Annotated in this window: 19 protein-coding genes; 11 read left to right on the top strand and 8 right to left on the bottom strand. The window is 63.0% G+C overall.

The window, feature by feature from the left end; all coding sequences use genetic code 11:
- Positions 1-128: 128 nt before the first annotated feature.
- Positions 129-1,409 carry an NAD(P)/FAD-dependent oxidoreductase gene (locus SO139_RS02305; protein WP_449377349.1) on the bottom strand — a complete coding sequence of 427 codons (1,281 nt, stop codon included), beginning with the start codon at positions 1,407-1,409 and terminating at the stop codon, positions 129-131.
- A 6-nt stretch (positions 1,410-1,415) separates the two neighbouring features.
- Positions 1,416-2,981 (bottom strand): L-piperidine-6-carboxylate dehydrogenase, encoded by a 1,566-nt coding sequence (gene amaB, locus SO139_RS02300; RefSeq protein WP_449377350.1) that lies wholly within the window; start codon positions 2,979-2,981, stop codon positions 1,416-1,418.
- A gap of 250 nt (positions 2,982-3,231) precedes the next feature.
- Between amaB and SO139_RS02295 the strand changes: the two genes are divergently transcribed.
- Positions 3,232-4,128 (top strand): LysR family transcriptional regulator, encoded by an 897-nt coding sequence (locus tag SO139_RS02295; RefSeq protein ID WP_449377351.1) that lies wholly within the window; start codon positions 3,232-3,234, stop codon positions 4,126-4,128.
- Positions 4,129-4,746: 618 nt separating this feature from the next.
- Here SO139_RS02295 and SO139_RS02290 read toward each other — a convergent pair.
- The 5 genes from SO139_RS02290 to SO139_RS02270 form a co-directional block, all read right to left on the bottom strand.
- A complete protein-coding gene (locus SO139_RS02290) occupies positions 4,747-5,382 on the bottom strand; it encodes a response regulator transcription factor (protein WP_027521051.1) in 636 nt (211 codons plus the stop codon).
- 145 nt (positions 5,383-5,527) lie between these two features.
- The gene (locus tag SO139_RS02285) at positions 5,528-6,157 is read right to left on the bottom strand and encodes a response regulator transcription factor (RefSeq protein WP_449377352.1); all 630 of its coding nucleotides are present in this window, start codon (positions 6,155-6,157) and stop codon (positions 5,528-5,530) included.
- Positions 6,158-6,250: 93 nt separating this feature from the next.
- Positions 6,251-7,060, bottom strand: a complete 810-nt coding sequence (locus tag SO139_RS02280) for a sensor histidine kinase (RefSeq protein WP_449377353.1) — start codon at positions 7,058-7,060, stop codon at positions 6,251-6,253.
- Between the two features lie 370 nt (positions 7,061-7,430).
- Positions 7,431-8,693 carry an arginine deiminase gene (gene arcA / locus SO139_RS02275; RefSeq protein ID WP_449377354.1) on the bottom strand — a complete coding sequence of 421 codons (1,263 nt, stop codon included), beginning with the start codon at positions 8,691-8,693 and terminating at the stop codon, positions 7,431-7,433.
- A 28-nt stretch (positions 8,694-8,721) separates the two neighbouring features.
- Positions 8,722-10,155: a basic amino acid/polyamine antiporter gene (locus SO139_RS02270; RefSeq protein ID WP_449377355.1), complete on the bottom strand. Its 1,434-nt coding sequence runs from the start codon at positions 10,153-10,155 to the stop codon at positions 8,722-8,724.
- Between the two features lie 302 nt (positions 10,156-10,457).
- On the opposite strand from SO139_RS02270, the gene SO139_RS02265 reads away from it, so the two are divergent.
- The gene (locus SO139_RS02265) at positions 10,458-10,961 is read left to right on the top strand and encodes a DUF1269 domain-containing protein (protein ID WP_254113161.1); all 504 of its coding nucleotides are present in this window, start codon (positions 10,458-10,460) and stop codon (positions 10,959-10,961) included.
- A gap of 17 nt (positions 10,962-10,978) precedes the next feature.
- Here SO139_RS02265 and SO139_RS02260 read toward each other — a convergent pair whose 3' ends face one another.
- Positions 10,979-11,692, bottom strand: coding sequence for a Bax inhibitor-1/YccA family protein (locus SO139_RS02260; protein WP_449377356.1), 714 nt, complete (start codon positions 11,690-11,692; stop codon positions 10,979-10,981).
- Positions 11,693-11,921: 229 nt separating this feature from the next.
- On the opposite strand from SO139_RS02260, the gene SO139_RS02255 reads away from it, so the two are divergent.
- From SO139_RS02255 to SO139_RS02215, 9 genes are all read left to right on the top strand, one after another.
- Entirely contained in the window at positions 11,922-12,140 is a 219-nt protein-coding gene (locus SO139_RS02255) for a DUF6894 family protein (RefSeq protein WP_449377357.1), read from the top strand.
- A gap of 183 nt (positions 12,141-12,323) precedes the next feature.
- Complete coding sequence (locus tag SO139_RS02250; RefSeq protein WP_449377358.1) at positions 12,324-13,763, top strand: basic amino acid/polyamine antiporter; 1,440 nt, start codon at positions 12,324-12,326, stop codon at positions 13,761-13,763.
- Between the two features lie 32 nt (positions 13,764-13,795).
- Positions 13,796-14,032 carry a hypothetical protein gene (locus SO139_RS02245; RefSeq protein ID WP_449377359.1) on the top strand — a complete coding sequence of 79 codons (237 nt, stop codon included), beginning with the start codon at positions 13,796-13,798 and terminating at the stop codon, positions 14,030-14,032.
- A 34-nt stretch (positions 14,033-14,066) separates the two neighbouring features.
- Positions 14,067-15,203 carry an AI-2E family transporter gene (locus SO139_RS02240; RefSeq protein WP_449377360.1) on the top strand — a complete coding sequence of 379 codons (1,137 nt, stop codon included), beginning with the start codon at positions 14,067-14,069 and terminating at the stop codon, positions 15,201-15,203.
- A gap of 17 nt (positions 15,204-15,220) precedes the next feature.
- Positions 15,221-15,811, top strand: a complete 591-nt coding sequence (locus SO139_RS02235) for a hypothetical protein (RefSeq protein WP_449377425.1) — start codon at positions 15,221-15,223, stop codon at positions 15,809-15,811.
- 1 nt (position 15,812) lies between these two features.
- Entirely contained in the window at positions 15,813-16,298 is a 486-nt protein-coding gene (locus SO139_RS02230) for a DUF992 domain-containing protein (protein WP_449377361.1), read from the top strand.
- Positions 16,299-16,455: 157 nt separating this feature from the next.
- On the top strand, positions 16,456-17,013 hold the full coding sequence (locus SO139_RS02225) for an HdeD family acid-resistance protein (RefSeq protein WP_449377362.1): 558 nt from the start codon (positions 16,456-16,458) through the stop codon (positions 17,011-17,013).
- Positions 17,014-17,030: 17 nt separating this feature from the next.
- Positions 17,031-17,354, top strand: coding sequence for a twin-arginine translocation signal domain-containing protein (locus tag SO139_RS02220; protein ID WP_449377363.1), 324 nt, complete (start codon positions 17,031-17,033; stop codon positions 17,352-17,354).
- A 42-nt stretch (positions 17,355-17,396) separates the two neighbouring features.
- Positions 17,397-17,678, top strand: coding sequence for a hypothetical protein (locus SO139_RS02215; RefSeq protein WP_449377364.1), 282 nt, complete (start codon positions 17,397-17,399; stop codon positions 17,676-17,678).
- Positions 17,679-17,725 lie beyond the last annotated feature (47 nt).

The raw sequence follows: 17,725 nt of genomic DNA, 5'->3' as shown, positions 1-17,725 counted from the left end.
ACGGCTTAAAGCATGATCTGGAAAAGTGTGAAGCGGTTTTCCCTCGCGACAAACGCGGAACGCGTTTGCACGCAGATCATGCTAACAACCTAAAGCGCAATGACGATTCATCCCAATCTCATCGCGCTTTAGAGCCGCGCTTCGGTCAGATGAACGAGCTGGGATCCAGCGCGATACAGAGCCTCCTGCGCGAGGCGGAAACGCGGCTCCTCGCCAGATGCGACCGGCAGCGGAAGATCTTTTTCCGTGACGTGGCCAAGCACATAGGATGCCAGCACACCGCCAAACACCGTGCCCGGCGCGATGCCCCGACCGTTGTAGCCGCTGAAGGCAATGACGTTGCGGTCGAGCTTGTGAAAGCGCGGCAGATTGTCCGAGGTCATGCCGATCATGCCGAACCAGCCGGCCTCGAACCTGATTTCGGCAAGCTGCGGAAACAATTTTCGCAGCGAACGAATGGCCCACGCTCGGTGGATGGCGGCACCCCTGCCCTCGAGCGCACCGACGCTGCCAAACACCAGCCGGCCCGCGCGGTCGAAGCGGAACGAGGAGAGCACCTGCTTGGTGTCCCAGGCGCCCTGCCGTCCCGGCAGGATCGACGCCTTCAGATTATCCGACAGGGGCTCGGTCGCGAAATTGAAGTAGGGCAGATGAACCTGCTCCTGCCGAACCTGCGACCACGGTCCCTGCGCGTAGGCATCGGTGGCCACGATCACCCAATCCGCGCGGACCGATCCTGATTTCGTTTCGATCGTCCATCGCGAGCCGTCCTTCGCAGCGAGAACGGGACTTTGGGTGAATATCTTCGCGCCCGCACCGAGCGCGACACGCGCCAGGCCGCGGACATAGGCGAGCGGCTGAATGGTGCCGGCGCGCTTGTCCAGCAGCGCGCCTGCGTAGTCGCCGCCGCCGATCTTGGCACGCGTCTCCTCGGGGTTGAGCACCTCGACGGGCGCACCGCGCCGCTGCCATTGCTCCGCGCGGGCCTTGATCTCCAAAAGGCCCTTGCTTCCCACGGCGCAGTGCAGCGTGCCCGCGCGCTCCGGCTCGCAATCGATGCCGTGCTTTTCGATGAGATCGAACACCTTCTGCGGTCCGTGACCGAGGAGATCGATCAGGCGCTCGCCAAAGGTCTGCCCCAGCGTCGCGGTGAGAATGTCAGGCATGACCCACATGCCCGCATTGACGAGACCGACATTGCGCCCCGATCCGCCGAATCCGATTTCCGAGGCTTCGAGCACGGCGACGCGCGCGCCTTGCTCGGCGAGATGAAGCGCGGATGAAATGCCGGTATATCCTCCGCCGATGACGACGACGTCGACGTCCAGCTCGCCCACGAGCGGCCTGGTCTCGGGCGCAGCCGGGGCCGTCAGCGCCCAAAGACCGTGCGATCGGGGATCATCCTGCATCAGGTCTCACACCACGTCGAACTTGACGCCCTGGGCCAGCGGGAGTGTCCGGCCATAATTGATGGTGTTCGTGGCCCGGCGCATATAGGCCTTCCATGCATCGGACCCGGACTCGCGTCCACCGCCGGTTTCTTTCTCACCGCCAAAGGCGCCGCCGATCTCCGCTCCGGACGGACCGATGTTGACGTTGGCGATCCCGCAATCGGAGCCGCGCGCCGACAGGAACGTCTCGGCTTCGCGCAGGTCGTTGGTGAAGATCGACGAGGAGAGCCCTTGCGGAACGGCATTGTGCAGTTCGAGCACGGAATTCAGATCGCTGTATTTCATCACGTAGAGGATCGGCGCGAAGGTCTCCTGCTCGACTGGCCCCGTCTGCGCAGCAATCTCGACCAGCGCGGGACGAACGTAATGCGCATCCGTGGCTCCCTCGACGGCAACTCGCTCGCCGCCGTGAATGGCGGCCCCCGCAGCCTTCGCGGCCTCGAGCGCGCCCTGCATCGCACGATAGGCCGTGCCGTCGATCAACGGACCAACCAGCGTGCCGGCTTCCAGGGGACTGTCGACGGAAACAGATGCGTAGGCCCGCTTCAGCCGCGGAACGAAGCTGTCATACACGCTCTCATGGACAAAGAGACGCCGAAGCGTCGTGCACCGCTGGCCGGCAGTTCCCATCGCAGCAAAGGCAATGCCGCGCAGCGTCAGGTCGAGGTCGGCCGTCGGCGCGACGATCGCCGCATTGTTGCCGCCGAGCTCGAGGATTGCGCGCGCGAAGCGCTTGGCGAGCCGCGGTCCCACGGCGCGGCCCATCGCGGTCGAGCCCGTAGCCGACACCAGCGGGACCTTCGCATGATCGACAAGCAGCTCGCCGAGGTCGCGGCCGCCAATCAGCAGCGCCGCAAGTCCTGCAGGCGCGCTTCCGCCTTCCGTCGCAAACCGCGTCAGCGCGCGGTCGAACAGCGCCTGCGTCGCCAGCGCCGTCAGCGGGGTTTTCTCGGACGGCTTCCACACGATGCTGTTGCCGCAGACGAGTGCCAGCGCCGCGTTCCATGCCCAGACCGCGACCGGGAAATTGAAGGCGGAGATGATGCCGGTCACGCCAAGCGGATGCCAGCTCTCCATCATCCGGTGCTCGCCGCGCTCGGTGGCGATGGTCAGGCCATAGAGCTGGCGGGACAGCCCGACGGCGAAGTCGCAGATGTCGATCATCTCCTGGACCTCGCCGAGGCCCTCGGACACGATCTTGCCGACCTCGATCGACACCAGTCGGCCCAAAGCCTGCTTGTTGGCACGCAGCTCTTCGCCAAACAGCCGGACCAGCTCGCCGCGCTTCGGTGCCGGCACGAGCCGCCAGACCTGGAAAGCCGCATGCGCCTTCGCAATCAGCGCGGCGGCATCGGCGGCGCTGACTTCCCTGACCTTCCCGACGATCCTGCCGGTGATCGGCGTCTGCACGGCGAGCGTGCCTTCCGTGAAGCTCACGCGGCTCACGCCGAGGTCGGTGAGGAGCCTGTCGACCTCAGTGGCAAGATCGGCGGTGTGAGCTTGTGTCTGAGGGGCTGATATGACGGACATGACAGGCTTTCCGAAGTCGACGTTGAATTGAATGGCGCGGCCGTTGCGTCTGGCTGTGAGCGCGCCGGCTCTTTGATCGAACTGAAGTGGCACGCTGGTCAATGGCTAATTCTCGTCAGGCCGCAGTCGGGAACCGGCCGGGACTGCCACAATAGTCATGCGAAATTAGCATGAAGTATTCGAAGTATTCTTGCCTTTTCAACGCCCGGAAACGACAATTATTCAATAGATCATTCCATTCTGGAATAAGATGCAGCCGACCCGCCGCTTCCTGCCGTCAACCGCCCTCCTCGCCGCGTTTGAAGCGGCGGCGCGCACCGGCAGCGTGACGCTGGCAGCCAAAGAGCTCAGCCTGACCCAGGGAGCCGTCAGCCGGCAGATCAAGTCGCTAGAAGAGCAGCTCGATGTCGAACTCTTCGTCCGCGCGCGCCAGACCATTCGGCTGACGCCCGCCGGCGAAGCCTATGCGCGCGAGATTCGCGACGCGCTGCGGAAGATCAGCACCGCCTCGTTTAACCTGCGGGCCAATCCGAGGGGCGGCACGCTCAATCTGGCGATCCTGCCGACGTTCGGCACGCGCTGGCTGGCGCCACGCCTTCCAAGATTTCTGGCGCAGAATCCGGGCGTCACCGTCAATCTTGCAACGCGCCTGTCCTACTTCGATTTTCGTTCCGAGCCGCTGGATGCAGCGATCCATTTCGGATCACCGAACTGGCCGGGCGCCGAGATGATCCTGCTGCGCTCGGAGGAAGTCGTTCCCGCCTGCAGTCCAGAGCTCAGGAAGCAATTCCACTTTCGCACGGCGGGCGACATCAGGAAGGCATTGCTGCTCAGCATCTCGACGCGCCCGAACGCATGGGACCAATGGTTCCTTGCGCAGGGCGTTGCAGGCGCGTCAGCCCAGACGATGTATTTCGATCAGTTTGCCACGGTTGCCCAGGCGGCGATGGTCGGCGTCGGCGTTGCGCTTCTTCCCACATTCCTGATTCAGGACGAGCTGGCAAGCGGTCGCCTCGTGCGCGCACTCAACCTGCCAATGGAGAGCTCTGAACGATACTATCTGGTGTGGCCGTCTGAACGAACGCTCCACCCGCCCCTCGTCGTCTTTCGGGATTGGCTTCTCGCTGAAACGGCGGCCGATCGGTGAGCGAGTCATGAGGGGCGCTCTGATCATCACGGAGGACCAGATCGGTGAAATCTTTGCCGCCAACCGCCGTGCCTGGACGATCACAGGCTGAGCAGCACACGAGCGGTCATCTCCAACCTTGCTCTCCAATCTCGCGCGTCACGACGCTTGCCGCCAGCCTTAACGAAAATTCATCGACGACGGCTGCGACTCACACCGATTTGTCTACCCGCGTCAAACTGTCAGATGGATAATTTGCGCGACGCCGTAGTCGACGCCGGGCAAGTTGAACGGAGGCTAACATGCAGAGAGCAGCCACAGTGCATGTCGCAGTAGTAATCCTTATTCTGGTTGCGGCGGCCGCAGCGTATGCAAAAGGCAGCGCGCACGGCGGAGGATTGGCGGCGCCAGCCAATCCGGCGGTCCCCCCGACCCTGACGTCCAACTCGCGCCTTTTGGACTATGCACCTCTGCCCGCCGAGCGGCAGGTAACACGGAGCGAGGATCCGTCTCTTGCGAGCGACCTTCGGCCCACACGCGAAGAGAGCGACCTCGACGGCAAGCTGGCGATCTGTCGAGGCTGCTGATCGCGCTGCGTCGGGGCCCATCACCGAGATACGGCCCTCCCCAAGCGACCCTTCACGGCGCCACCAGTCTCTTGCGAATGGCATAGCGAACCAGCTCAGCCGTCGACGACATTCCGAGCTTGCGCATCGCCGAGGCGCGGTGCGTCTCGACGGTCTTCACGCTCAGCTTCAGGATGGTGCTGATGGACCTGTTGGTATGTCCTTCAGCAATGAGCTGAACCACGCTCTGCTCGCGCGAGGTGAGCAGCATGGCCGACTTGTTCTGCTTGTTGAGCTGGTAGTCGTGGAGCAGCTTCTCCAGCAGCAGGCTGGTGAAGTAAGGTCGGCCGTCGAGCAGCGCCTCGATGGCGGAAATCAGGTGGTTCCTGGCGTCCGATTTGAACAGGAACCCACGGACTCCCGCCAGGATGGCCTCGGTCAGCAGCTCCTCATTCTCGTGCATCGTCAGGATCAGCACTTCCGTGCGCACATGCAGCGCCTTGAGACGACGGCTGACCTCCAGCCCGTTCATGAGCGGCATCGAATAGTCGACGATCACGATATCGGGCCGTGTCTCCAACGCCAACGCGACCGCCTGCTCGCCATTGGTGGCCTCCCCGCTGACGATCCAGTTGGAGCGGGTTTCGACGATCGCCCGCAGCCCGGAGCGCACGACTTCATGATCATCCGCAATCACGATGCGCTTCACGACGTCGTTCCCGTATGCCGGCCCGCGAGCCCATCGGGCGATCGATGGAGGCGACCGGCAGAAACATCGAGCGATCATACCGGTCGGGGTCCAGCGGGTTATCCCACAAAACCCTGAAATCCCTCGGCGATTGTACTCAAAGGCCTCATACCTCGATCAGCCCGGCCCGCACCGCGTAACGGACCAGTCCGGCCGTCGAATTCACATCGAGCTTGCGCATCGCCGCCGCCCGGTGCGCCTCCGTCGTCTTGACGCTGAGGTCCAGGATGGAGCTGATGCCTTTGTTGCTGTAGCCCTCCGCAACCAGCTTGACGACGAGCTGCTCACGCGGGGTGAGCGCCTGCCTGCTGTCCATGCCGGGGGCCACGCCGCGATCCAGTTCGTTCTGACAGCTCCTGCTACAGAACGGCTTGTGCGCCAGGAGCGCCTCGACCGCCGCCAGCAGCAGCTTGTTGGCGTCGGACTTCAGCAGGAAGGCGCGCGCACCTGCCTGGAACGCCTCCTGCGCGAGCAGGCTGGAATTGTGCACCGTGAAGATCAGCACCTCGGTCTGAAGCGGGTATTCCCTGATCCGCCGCGCGACTTCCACCCCCGTCATGCGCGGCATGGAAAAATCGACGATGGCGACGTGGGGCTGGTTGGCGATCGCAGCGGCAACAGCCTTGCTGCCGTCATTGGCTTCAGCGACCACCTCCCAATCCGCCCGCTGCTCGAGCACGGCTCGCAAGCCCGACCGCACGGCCTCGTGATCATCTGCAATGAGAAACCGCTTCATGGCAGCGCACTCCATTTTCTTGACACGGTGGCTGCCCCAGACGCCAGGCGCGAGAGATGATTTCGGCCACCACCGGTGATCAGTTTTCTTCCTTCACGATGTGCCTGCGTGGACCCTCGCCACTGTTGTGGTCTTCCTGTTGCGTTTGCTTGCGACGAAATCGCGCGGCAACACCGCCAGCAATGTGGTGCCGGAATGTCGCGCCGCCGAGTCGGACTGGAAATGCAGAGTGCCTCCAATCTGCTGCAATCTGGCCCGCATGGCCGGAATGCCGACGCCCATCACAGCCCTCGTGCCGGATCTCGTACGGTCAGCCGGAAATCCTCGCCCGTTGTCACTGACCGTCAGTTGAAAATGGCTGCCGGTCGAGGCGATGGCGATTCTCACTTCCGTCGCCTTCGCATGACGAAAGACGTTCGTGAGGGCCTCCTGGATGACCCGAAGCAACGCATGCTGCTTGTCTCGCGACAAGCGATCGATATCCGACGAAATCCTGGTCGTGACGTGCAGGGATGTCCGCGCGGAAAATCCCCGCGAATAGCGTTCAATCGTTGCTTTCAGACCGTCGACGGTCAGATTCTGCGGGTGCAGCAGATAGGCGAACGCTCGGATTTCCCGCAGCGCTTCGTCGATCGAGGCATCAATCTCGTCACATAGCCGCGCAGCTCCAGCCGGATCATTCAGGCAGCTGCGCAGACGCATCAGGCCGAGGCTCGCGGCGATCAGATACTGGCAGGTCGAATCGTGAAGATCGGACGCGATCCGCTGCTGGATACACTCCTGGAGCGACACCAGGTTGGCGTTCGGCTGCGCGTCGGCCAGTTGTTCCTCCGGACCGATTGGCAGCCATTCCCCGACGCCGGCTCGACTTGACTCGCAGATGGGAGAGCCACGTAGCTTCACGGTACGCACTCACTTTTTGAGCGACCTCGGCATCGAAGCTCAATGCCAAGCCTTCAATGTTCCCGAACGCGAGAGTCGCTCCCTGCCCCTCGACGCTACGCCGGATGATCATCTCTGGATCAGAACCCGCGCCCTCGGGCTTGCGCGATTATACACCCCCGGGCCGGGTACACTACCAAGTAGAGCCCTGTGCGGATTGAAATCCCGAATATGTGAGATCAAGCGCACGACTGTGCATTTCGTGCCAAACCGGCCGCGGGCCGACGCTCAACATCAATGCAACAGATACTAAAAGGCCTCCGAAGATGCCTCTCTCGACGTGGCGGCGGAACCTATTCCGCCACGGTCACCGAGCGCTCAGGTCTGCCGCCTAATAGTCCACCGCATCCCGCGTGATCGGACAGGTCATGCAGTGACCGCCCCCCCGGCCACGGCCGAGTTCTGCGCCGACGATGGTGATGACCTCGATCCCCTCCTTGCGCAGCAAAGTGTTGGCGTAGGTGTTGCGGTCGTAGGCGAATACGACCCCGGGCGACGCGCAGACCAGATTGGCACCGCTGTCCCACTGCGTGCGCTCGCGCATATAGGCGCTGCCGCCGGTCTCGATGACGCGCAGCTTCTTCAGGCCCAGTGCTTCCGCGATGACCTGCACGAACGGCTTGTCGTCCTTGCGCAACTCGATGCCGGTGGCGTTGTTTGCGGGCCGGTACGAGAACGCCCTGATGGTATCGACGATGTCGGGATAGATCAGCACACAGTCGCGATCGGCGAAGGTAAACACTGTATCGAGATGCATCGCTGCGCGGAGCTTGGGCATTGCGGCCACGATCACGCGCTCGGCCGCCTTCTTCTTGAATAAGGCCGCAGCAAGCTGGCTGATCGCCTGCCGCGAGGTGCGCTCGCTGAGACCGATCAGGACGTTGCCCTTGCCGATCGGCATCACGTCGCCGCCTTCCAGCGTTGCGAGGCCATGATCCTGGGTCGGGTCACCCCACCAGACGTTGACCTTGCCCGCAAAATCCGGATGGAACTTGTAGATGGCCGTGGCGAGGATCGGCTCTTCATGCCGCGCCGGCCAATAGAGCGAATTGAGGGTGACGCCGCCATAGATCCAGCAGGTCGTATCGCGCGTGTACAGCGTATTCGGCAGTGGCGGCAGCAGATACTCGGTCATGCCGGCTGCCTCGCGAATGAGCCGCAGCGTTTCGCCGCCATGGGCGTCCGGAAAATCGTAGGTGGAAACACCGCCGATCAAGGTTTCGGCCAGGTCACGCGGCTTGAGGCTTTCCAGATAGGCGCGCAGGTCATCGACGAGATCCGGCCCGACCTGGTTGGGAACGACCTGGTTGTCGAGAATCCATTTCCTGGCCTCGGGGATCGCGACGGTCTCGGTGAGCAGGTTGTGCATCTCGACCACTTCGATGCCGCGGTCGCGCATCTTCTGCACGAAATCGAAATGATCGCGCTTGGCGTTGTCGACCCAGAGCACGTCGTCAAACAGCAGCGTGTCGCAATTGGAGGGCGTCAGGCGCTGATGGGCGCGGCCCGGCGAGCAGACCATCACCTTGCGCAACTGTCCGACCTCAGAATGCACGCCGAATGCAGTGGAGGAATCCGAAGCTTGCTTTGCCATGGCAACTGCCTTGCTTAGAGGGTCTTGCCTAGATGGTGATGTAGCCGGTGGCCAGTCCGTGAATCCCGACCACAGCGCCGACCACAGCCACGATGAAGATGATCCATTCGACCGGCTTGAAGACCTTTGCCTTCTGCTCCAGTCGAGCCCAGAAGTACAAAACCGTACCGGGCGCGTAGAGAATGGCGGCCAGCAGCAGGTATTTCATCCCGGCCGCATAGATCAGGAACAGCGTGTAGACGACGGCGATGCCGGTGAAGATCATGTCGCGTCTGCGCTGGTCCGGACGCTTCTCATAGGTCTCGCCCCGACTGACCAGCAAGAGCCCATAGGCGGCGACCAGGAAAAACGGAATGAGGTTCATGACGCTCGTCAAATTGAGCATGAATGCAAAGGCGTCTCGCGACCAATAGGTGCTAATGACGAAGAGCTGGACGACCACGTTCGTCAACCACAGCGCCGCGGCCGGCACCTTGTTCGCGTTCTCCGTGCCGAACACCGCCGGCATGTCTCGCGTCCGGCCGGCGGCAGAGAGCACTTCGGCGCAGATCAGCGACCAGGCGAGATAGGCGCCCAACACGGAGATCAGGAGTCCAATACTGACGAAGACGGCGCCCCAATGCCCGACGACCGCCTCCAGCACCGTCGCCATTGACGGCTGGCGCATATCCGCGATCTCGGCGCGCGGGAGCACGGCATAGGGCAGCATGGTGACGAACACCATCAGGCTCGTCACGATCACGAAGCCGAGGATCGTTGCAGCTCCGACATGGGAACGCTCCCTGGCATAGCGCGAATAGACGCTGGCGCCCTCGATGCCGAGAAAGACGAACACCGTGACCAGCATGGTCGCGCGAATCTGCTCGAACAGGCTCTTGTCCGGCATGCCCTCGCCGCCCCAGAAATTGGCGCGGAACATGTCCGCCTTGAAGGCGAAGATCAGGATCGCGATGAAGACCAGGATCGGCACGATCTTGGCGATGGTGACGATGGTGTTGATCGCGGTCGCCTGCTGCACGCCGCGCAAGATCATGAAGTGGAACAGCCAGATGCCGATGGAAGCGACGATGATCGCGGTGACAGTGTTGCCATCGCCGAACACGGGAAAGAACGCGCCGAGCGTCGACTTGATCAGCACCCAGTAGGAGACATTGCCGATGCAGCTCCCGGACCAGTAGCCGAGTGCCGAGAGGAAGCCCGGATAGTCGCCAAATCCCGCCTTGGCATAGGCATAGACGCCGGCGTCGAGATCGGGCTTGCGTTCGGCCAGCGACTGGAAAACGCGGGCCAGCGTGTACATGCCGCCGCCGGCGATGCACCAGGCAAAGATGGCTCCGAACGGACCGGTTGCGATACCGAAGGTCCGCGGCAACGAGAAGATGCCCGAGCCGACCATCGAGCCGACCACCATCGCAGTCAGCGCAAACAGCGAAAGCTTCTGGATCGATGACGTCGTAGTCATGGAGGCCTCGCGCAGTCGGAAGCGTCCTCGCCAATCGGCTATTGTCGATGCTTGCGACCATGCGCTTTCGGACCTGCAGGGAATATCGGGTGATTACCTAGTCGCGGATCAGGATTTCCCTCCTCGCCGGCGACGACGCCGATCGCCTCGCGCGTGCCCCTTCGCGCATCAGAACATTCATCCTTTGAGCCCAGGGTTTTCTCCGATGCCGTGCGTAGCGCCCGCGGACTACCGTCGCGCCGGAGCGCACCATCAGCAGCATTCCGCCCAGCCGACAAAGCTTAAAGCTTAAGGAGGTTTCGATGTCCGATCTCGTCGCGATCGTGTACCCGACCGAGGCAAAAGCCGAGGAGGTGCGTCAGCGGCTCCTCAAATTGCAGAAGGAATACCTCATCACCATCAGCGACGCCGTGATCGCCGTCAAAACCGATACCGGCGGCATCAAGCTCAATCAGCTCGTCAACACGACGGCCGTGGGAGCGATGACCGGAAGCTTTTGGGGGCTCCTGATCGGCGTCTTGTTCCTGAACCCGATTCTCGGTGTCGCGGTCGGGGCGGCGTCGGGCGCGCTCGGCGGCGCGCTGTCCGATTTCGGCATCGACGATGCCTTCATGAAGGAACTGTCCGGTAACCTCCACACCGGCAACGCAGCCTTGTTCGTCCTGATCAAGCACATGACGGCGGACAAGGTGCTCAAGGAGATCAAGGACGCCGGCGGCGTCGTGCTGAAGACATCGCTGGACGAGAGCAAGGAAAAGATGCTGCGCGACGCGCTCGCCAGCGCAGCGGAGCGGCCGGCGGCTTGACGCCGCCTTCCGCCGCTTCAGCGACGATTGCCGAGAAGGCGCAGCAGCATCATGAACAGGTTGATGAAGTTGAGGTAGAGCGACAGCGCGGCGAGAACGGACTTCCGGCCTGCCGACGTCTCATCGTCCGCGCTGTCGTACATCGCCTTGATGCGCTGCGTGTCGTAAGCCGTGAGGCCTGCAAAGACGCCGACACCTACGATCGAGATCAGCCAGTCGAGCCCGGTCGACCTCAGGAAGAGGTTGACCAGGCTGGCGATGATGATGCCGATCAGGCCCATGAACAGGAAGGTGCCGACCCCGGACAGGTCGCGCCGCGTCGTGTATCCGAATAGGCTGAGTGCGCCGAAGGTCGCTGCGGTGACGAAGAACACGCGTGTGATCGAGGCGCTCGTGTAGATGTGGAGCAGGATCGAGAGCGATATGCCGACGAGCGCGGCATAGAGAAAGAAAAGCTGCCGTGCGGTGGAGACCGACAGCGTATTGATGCGCGATCCCAGAAAGAATACCAGCGCGAGCGGCGCCAGTATGAAGATCCACATCACCGGACTTTGCAGCCAGGCGGGATCAACCAGCTGGTAGGCCAGCCACGCCGCAACCGCAGTCACGCCGACACCCGTGGCCATGTGATTGTAGATCCGCAACATGTAGTCGCGCAGTCCGGCGTCAATCGCAATCGCGCTGCCGCCGGCCTGGCCTGAGGCCGCCAGATTCTGATCATAGTTCGACATCGCTTTCCTCCTCTCGCGCGTCGACGGGATCAGATCAGGCTATTCCGATGCGCAGGTCCCGGACATCGGCTGATCACCCGAGGAACCGAGGTAGGATTCCCCTAGTCCGGGGAGGCTCGCCTCGACCTTACGGGAGCGCAAGCTGCCGGACCGCTTGTCATCCCTTTGGCGGAGGCGCCTTACGGGTTTGTCACTGGAAGCCGTCCACGCGCGAGCTTAATGCAGCCGCATGCGCTACTTCTTTCACATCGTCGATCGATATGGCTTGTTCCCGGACCTGACCGGATGCGAGCACGCCGATCTGGATGCGGCGCTGGAGCACGCCAGGCGGCTGGCAGCCGAGCTCGCCAAGACAGGCGAGTTCTTTCGGTCGAGCTTCGTATTCGTGGCGCGGGCGGCGGCAGCCGGTTCGCCGTCGCGTTCCGACCAACAGGTTGCAGAAGCCTGAAGGCGGCGCTCCGCGCGAGGCCGGCGATGCCGATTTACGGCCATCGCCCTCTACAGAGAATCCCTGATGTGCGGGCGGGAAAACCGCCTCTAAGGTTGCAGGCTTGTCGGCCGGCCGCCATCCCGCGATTCCCCGCGGACTGTCGTATCAGGCCCATTTCCGATCGGAAGGCCATTCTCTGTCATGGCTCCTTCGTCGAACGAGGCCGCTCAAACGCTGTCACGCAGTGCGCTCACCGCGCTCGTGATCGGGTCGATGGTGGGTTCGGGCATCTTCGCATTGCCCGCATCCTTCGGTCGCGCCACGGGCGTGCTTGGGGCGATCATCGCCTGGGTCATTGCCGGTACCGGCATGCTGATGCTGGCGCTGGTGTTCCAGGCGCTCGCACGCCGCAAGCCGGAGCTCGACGCCGGCATCTATGCTTACGCCAGGGCCGGATTCGGCGATTACATCGGCTTTGCTTGCGCCGCCGGCTATTGGATTGGCTGCTGTCTTGCCGACGTCACCTGTCTCATCCTGATCAAGGCCACGCTCGGGCAGTTCTTTCCCATGTTCGGCGATGGCACGACGCCGACGGCGATCGCGGCGGCATCCGTGCTGCTGTGGGGCGTCCATGTCCTGGTGCTGCGCGGCATCAAGGGAGCGACCACCCTCAACACGATCGCAACCTACGCCAAGATCGTCCCGATCCTGGCGTTCATCACCGTGGCGATCTTTGCCGTGGACGCCGAACGGCTCTCGCAAAGCTTTTGGGGAACGGACGAGCCGGCTCTTGCGGACGTCTTCACGCAGGTCCGCGGTACAATGCTGCTCACCGTCTTCGTGTTCGTCGGGATCGAGGGCGCAAGCGTGTACTCCCGCTATGCGAGGGACCGCTCCGATATCGGGGTTGCGACCGTTTTCGGCTTCCTGATCGTCTTGAGCCTTCTCGTCCTCGTGACGCTTCTGTCCTACGGCGTGCTGCCTCGCGAGGCACTGGCGGCGCTTCCGACGCCTTCGATGGCCGGTGTGATGGAGGCGATGGTCGGGCGCTGGGGCAGCATCTTCATCAGCATCGGGCTGCTGATCTCGATCCTCGGAAACTACCTGTCATGGTCGCTGCTCGCAGCTGAAGTCCTGCATTCGGCGGCGCTGAACCGCACCATGCCCTCCTTCCTCGCAAACGTGAACGCGCATCAGGTCCCGGTGGGCGCGCTCTGGCTCACCAATTGCGTCATCCAGGCTTTCCTGCTCGTCACCTGGTTTGCGGAATATGCCTTCACGCTCGCGCTCAAGATGACCAGTGCGATGACGCTGATCCCGTATTTCTTCGTTGCGGCATATGGGCTGAAGCTGGCGTCGGTAAGCGAAACTTACCATGCCGGCGAACGCGCCCGCACCGTCGACGGGGTCCGCTCGGCCGTCGCGACGCTCTATGCCGCCGGCATGATCTATGCGGGCGGTCCCAAGTTCCTGCTGCTGTCGTCCATCCTGTACGCACCCGGAACGGTGCTATTCTTTCTCGCAAAGCGCGAGCGCAAGGAGCCGACCTTCAGGCCATTCGAAGCCGTCGCATTCGCAGCGTTGGTGGTCGCTGCGTGCGCCGGTATCTATGCGCTCACCATCGGAGCTATCTCGATCTGAACTTAGTCGCTGGTCGTACATTGGAGGCGAGCATGAACACCCGGGCCCTCTGCGGTATTCTGATCCTTGGACTTGCAGCAGCGATCGCACCTTCGTGGCCCTCTCTGGCGCAGTCCGACACCAAGAGCGTGGCCGCGCCGAAAGAAACAGGCGCAGCCGCGCCCAGCACCACCACACCCAATACGAACACCAACCCGACGAAGCACCGCTACTGGCGCCATCGCGGCGGCAAGCATCCACACTATGGCAGCCGTCGGGTTCGTACCTAGAAAAAGGGATGAGATCCCACGAATTGGTCGGTCGATGAGCGACACCCGGATCGGACAAGACAGGCTGCGCGAGGCGGTGCGGCGCGACGAAGCCGACCCCATCGGAGGCGACGGCCGGCGCAGCCTGCTCACGACTGGACTCACTCTGCTTGCCGCATGCGTCGCACTGTTCCTGGCGTGGCAATCCGTTTCGAGCCTCCTCGTCGTCTTCGCCGGCGTGCTGTTTGCGGCCTTGCTGGATGCCGCCGCGCGGGCGCTCGCTCCCGCCCTCCCGCTCAAGCGGGCCTGGCGATTGACGCTCGTGCTGCTGTTCCTCACTGCTCTGTCGGGACTTGGTCTCGTGTGGGGCGCACGCAAGCTGCCGGAGCAGACGCGCATATTGCTCAAGGTGATGGACGCCCAGCTCGACATCCTCCAGGAGCACCTGTTGTCGTACGGCGTCGATCTGCTCGGCCCGGAATGGGGCCGGGATTTCGCGCAATGGCTGTTCTCCGATCAGGGCCGGCTCCTCAGCCACGCCCAGTTCGTGCTGGGAGGCGCCTCGAGCGTACTGACCGCCACGCTCGTGATCCTGTTCCTCGGAATCCTCTTTGCATTCGATCCCACCAGCCATCGCGAAAGCCTGGTGATGCTGGTGAAGCCGTCATATCGGGCACGAACGCGCGAGGTGATGGACGAGATGGGCAACGTCATGCGGCTCTGGTTCGTCGGACAACTGATCCGCATCATCCTGATGACGCTGTGCGTCTGGGTCGCGCTTTACCTCATCGGGCTGCCCGGTCCGTTCGTGCTTGGGCTGCAGGCGGGATTGTCGAATTTCATCCCCTATCTCGGGCCGATCGTTGCCGCCATTCCGATTGCGCTCGTCGCGATGCCTCTCGGCGGCTCACTGCTGATCTGGGCCATGGTGGTCTACACCATCATCCAATCAGTCGAAGGCTATGTGATCGGCCCGCTGATCCAGCGCCACGCCGTGGAAATCCCGCCGGCCTGGACCCTGGTCGCGATCGTTCTGTTGGGCGCGCTGTTCGGCGTCATGGGCATTGCGCTGGCGATGCCGCTGGTTGCCATCGGCCGGGTCGCGATCATCCGATTCTACGTCGAGGACTACCTCGGCGATGGCCCCAGACTGACGCTCGGCAACGGCAAATCACGCGTGGGTGACCCATGAACAACACTGAGCGCGAGATGGATACGCAGCAGGCGGAGAGCGGCGACGCTCACCCAACGTATTCGAGCATGGCCCATTTCCTGTGGCAGCAGCTTCCTTATGTCGTGGCGCTGGTGCTGGCGATTGCGGGCGTCGCCTACACCAATGTCTCGCACCAGCCCCTGGTCGGCTATTGGGAGTTCCTGGCACTCGCCATCGGCGTGGTCTGCGTCATCACGAAATGGCCGGAGGTCGAGGCTAAGGAAGCCAAGTTGCGGTTGATCTGGACACAGGCGCTGCACTGGGTCGCCGTCCTGATTACGATGAACATCATCCTGGTGTCGGGCGTGCAGCAGTTGCTTCCGACACCGGCAACCGGCCTTGTTCTTCTGACTTTGCTCGCGCTCGGAACGTTCCTGGCGGGCGTCAGTCTTCTGTCGCTGCAAATTGCCTTCCTCGGCCTTGCGATGGGCTTGGCCGTTCCGGCGATATCCTGGCTGAAGCAGTCGTTCCTCTTCTTTCTGCTGGGCGCCATGCTCCTCATCGGCCTTGGTCTTACCTTCTGGCTTCGCCAGGACCGGCGGCCGGGAGCCGCGGCCGCCGACACCAAGACGCACATGGAGGCGTGACATGCGAATGACACGGATCGTTGCAGTGATCGGCGCATCGGCGCTGCTGTCCACATTCACCCTGCCCGCGTGCGCCGAGACCTTCAGGGTCGGCCGGCTCCTGTGTTTCAGCAACCCGCGCGTCGGGCTGGTGCTCGGATCGGCGCAGACGCTGCGCTGTGTATTCTATGCGCGAAACCCGGCCCGGCAGTACATCTATGAGGGGCGGATCCGCCGCGTTGGCCTTGATATCGGCGTGACGAGCGCAGGCACCCTCTCCTGGGCCGTGCTCGCGAAGAATTCGCGCATCGGCCCCGGCACCTTGCGCGGCAACTATGTGGGCGCGAGTGGTAATTTCGCTCTGGGGCCCGGCCTCGGCGCCAATGTCCTGATCGGCGGCTCACGACGCAGCGTCATGCTACAGCCGCTCTCCATCGAGCGATCGATCGGGCTCAATCTTGCAGCCGGCGTCACGAATCTGACGCTGGGGCCGAGGGGACGGCGATAGCGATCCGCCGCGCCTCTCGCGTGAGCGCAGCGCCGACATTCATGCCAATGGGAATATTCCCGCGCCACTGCTCAGGGTTTCGTCGGATGTCGGCGTTGCGGGTTCCAAGCTAGCATTCAGGCGTGTCGATCGAGCCATTGCCGATGAGGAGAATGGCATGACAGCCTATGACAGCCGAACCGAGATCGAGGGGCTCGTTCCGCCCCCGTTCTGGGTCTGCGCGCTTCTTGGCATCGTGCTGATCGCCGCCGGCCTCTTTGCTCTCGGCGACGTCGTGTTTGCAACTCTCATCAGCGTCAAGCTGATCGGCGTGATCGCGATCGCGGCCGGCGCGTTCGAGATCATGCACGCCTTCTGGACCAAAGGATGGGGCGGCTTCCTGTGGCAGGTTCTGCTTGGCGGGCTCTATCTGGGGCTCGGTTTCCTGCTGCTCGGCCAGCCTGTGTCAGGCGCTCTCATCCTGACCTACTTCCTCGGCGCGATACTGTTCGCCTCGGGCGCCATTCGCTGCGTGCTGAGTTTCGCGCATTGGCGGCAGAACGGATGGATGATGCTCATCTCCGGCGCCTTTGCAACGCTCGCAGGTCTCGTGATCCTGCTCGGATTCCCCGACATCAGCATCTGGGCCCTCGGATTCCTGCTGGGGGTCGACCTCATTTCGCACGGCCTGGCGTGGCTGCTCTACGCGCTGCAGTCCGTGCGGCGGACTGCGTGACAAGAGAGGAGAAGATGATGAACGTTCCCACTCGCCGTGCTTTCCTCGGCTTTGCCCAGAATGCCGTTGCCGCCGTAGCAATCGGCGCCATCGGCGTTCGCTTGATCGAGACCGCGGAAGCCATGCCGATCGCCCCCGATCTCGGGCAGGCCGGGACGCCATCCGATCTCGTGACGCAAGCGCAATGGGGACCTGGACCCGGCTGGGGACCTGGAACTGGCCCCGGTTGGGGACCCGGACCCGGTTGGGGGCGACCGCCGCCACCGCCGCAGCGGCGCAGGCGCCGCTGGGTCTGCTGGTGGCATCGCGGTCGTCGTCAATGCGGATGGCGGTGGCGCTAGAGCCGTCGCAAACCGACGCAGTCCTTCGGCGGCGGGTTTGTCATGACGACGATTCGGGCTCTCAACCAGACGATGGAGGACACCATGCACACGAAGAACCAATGGCTCCTTGCGGCCGTGCTGGCCGTCCTTCTCATTGTGGCCACCTGGTATTGCGTCGCTGTGTGGCAGGCGACGCCCATGCCGCTCTACGGCAACATCATCCTGGGAGTCGCCGCGATCTTCATACTGGTCTCGGGCTGCGGCCTGATCGCGCTGATGTTCTACAGCCGTCGCAAAGGCTACGACGAGCCTGCACGCAGCAACCGCACGCCACGGGAGTAAGCGAGGCCTGAGCTACTGATTTTCCAGGCCGGAGCAAGGAGCAGATG

It is taken from the genome of Bradyrhizobium sp. UFLA05-89, assembly GCF_059803475.1.
This window is presented reverse-complemented; position numbering and strand designations above follow the sequence as displayed.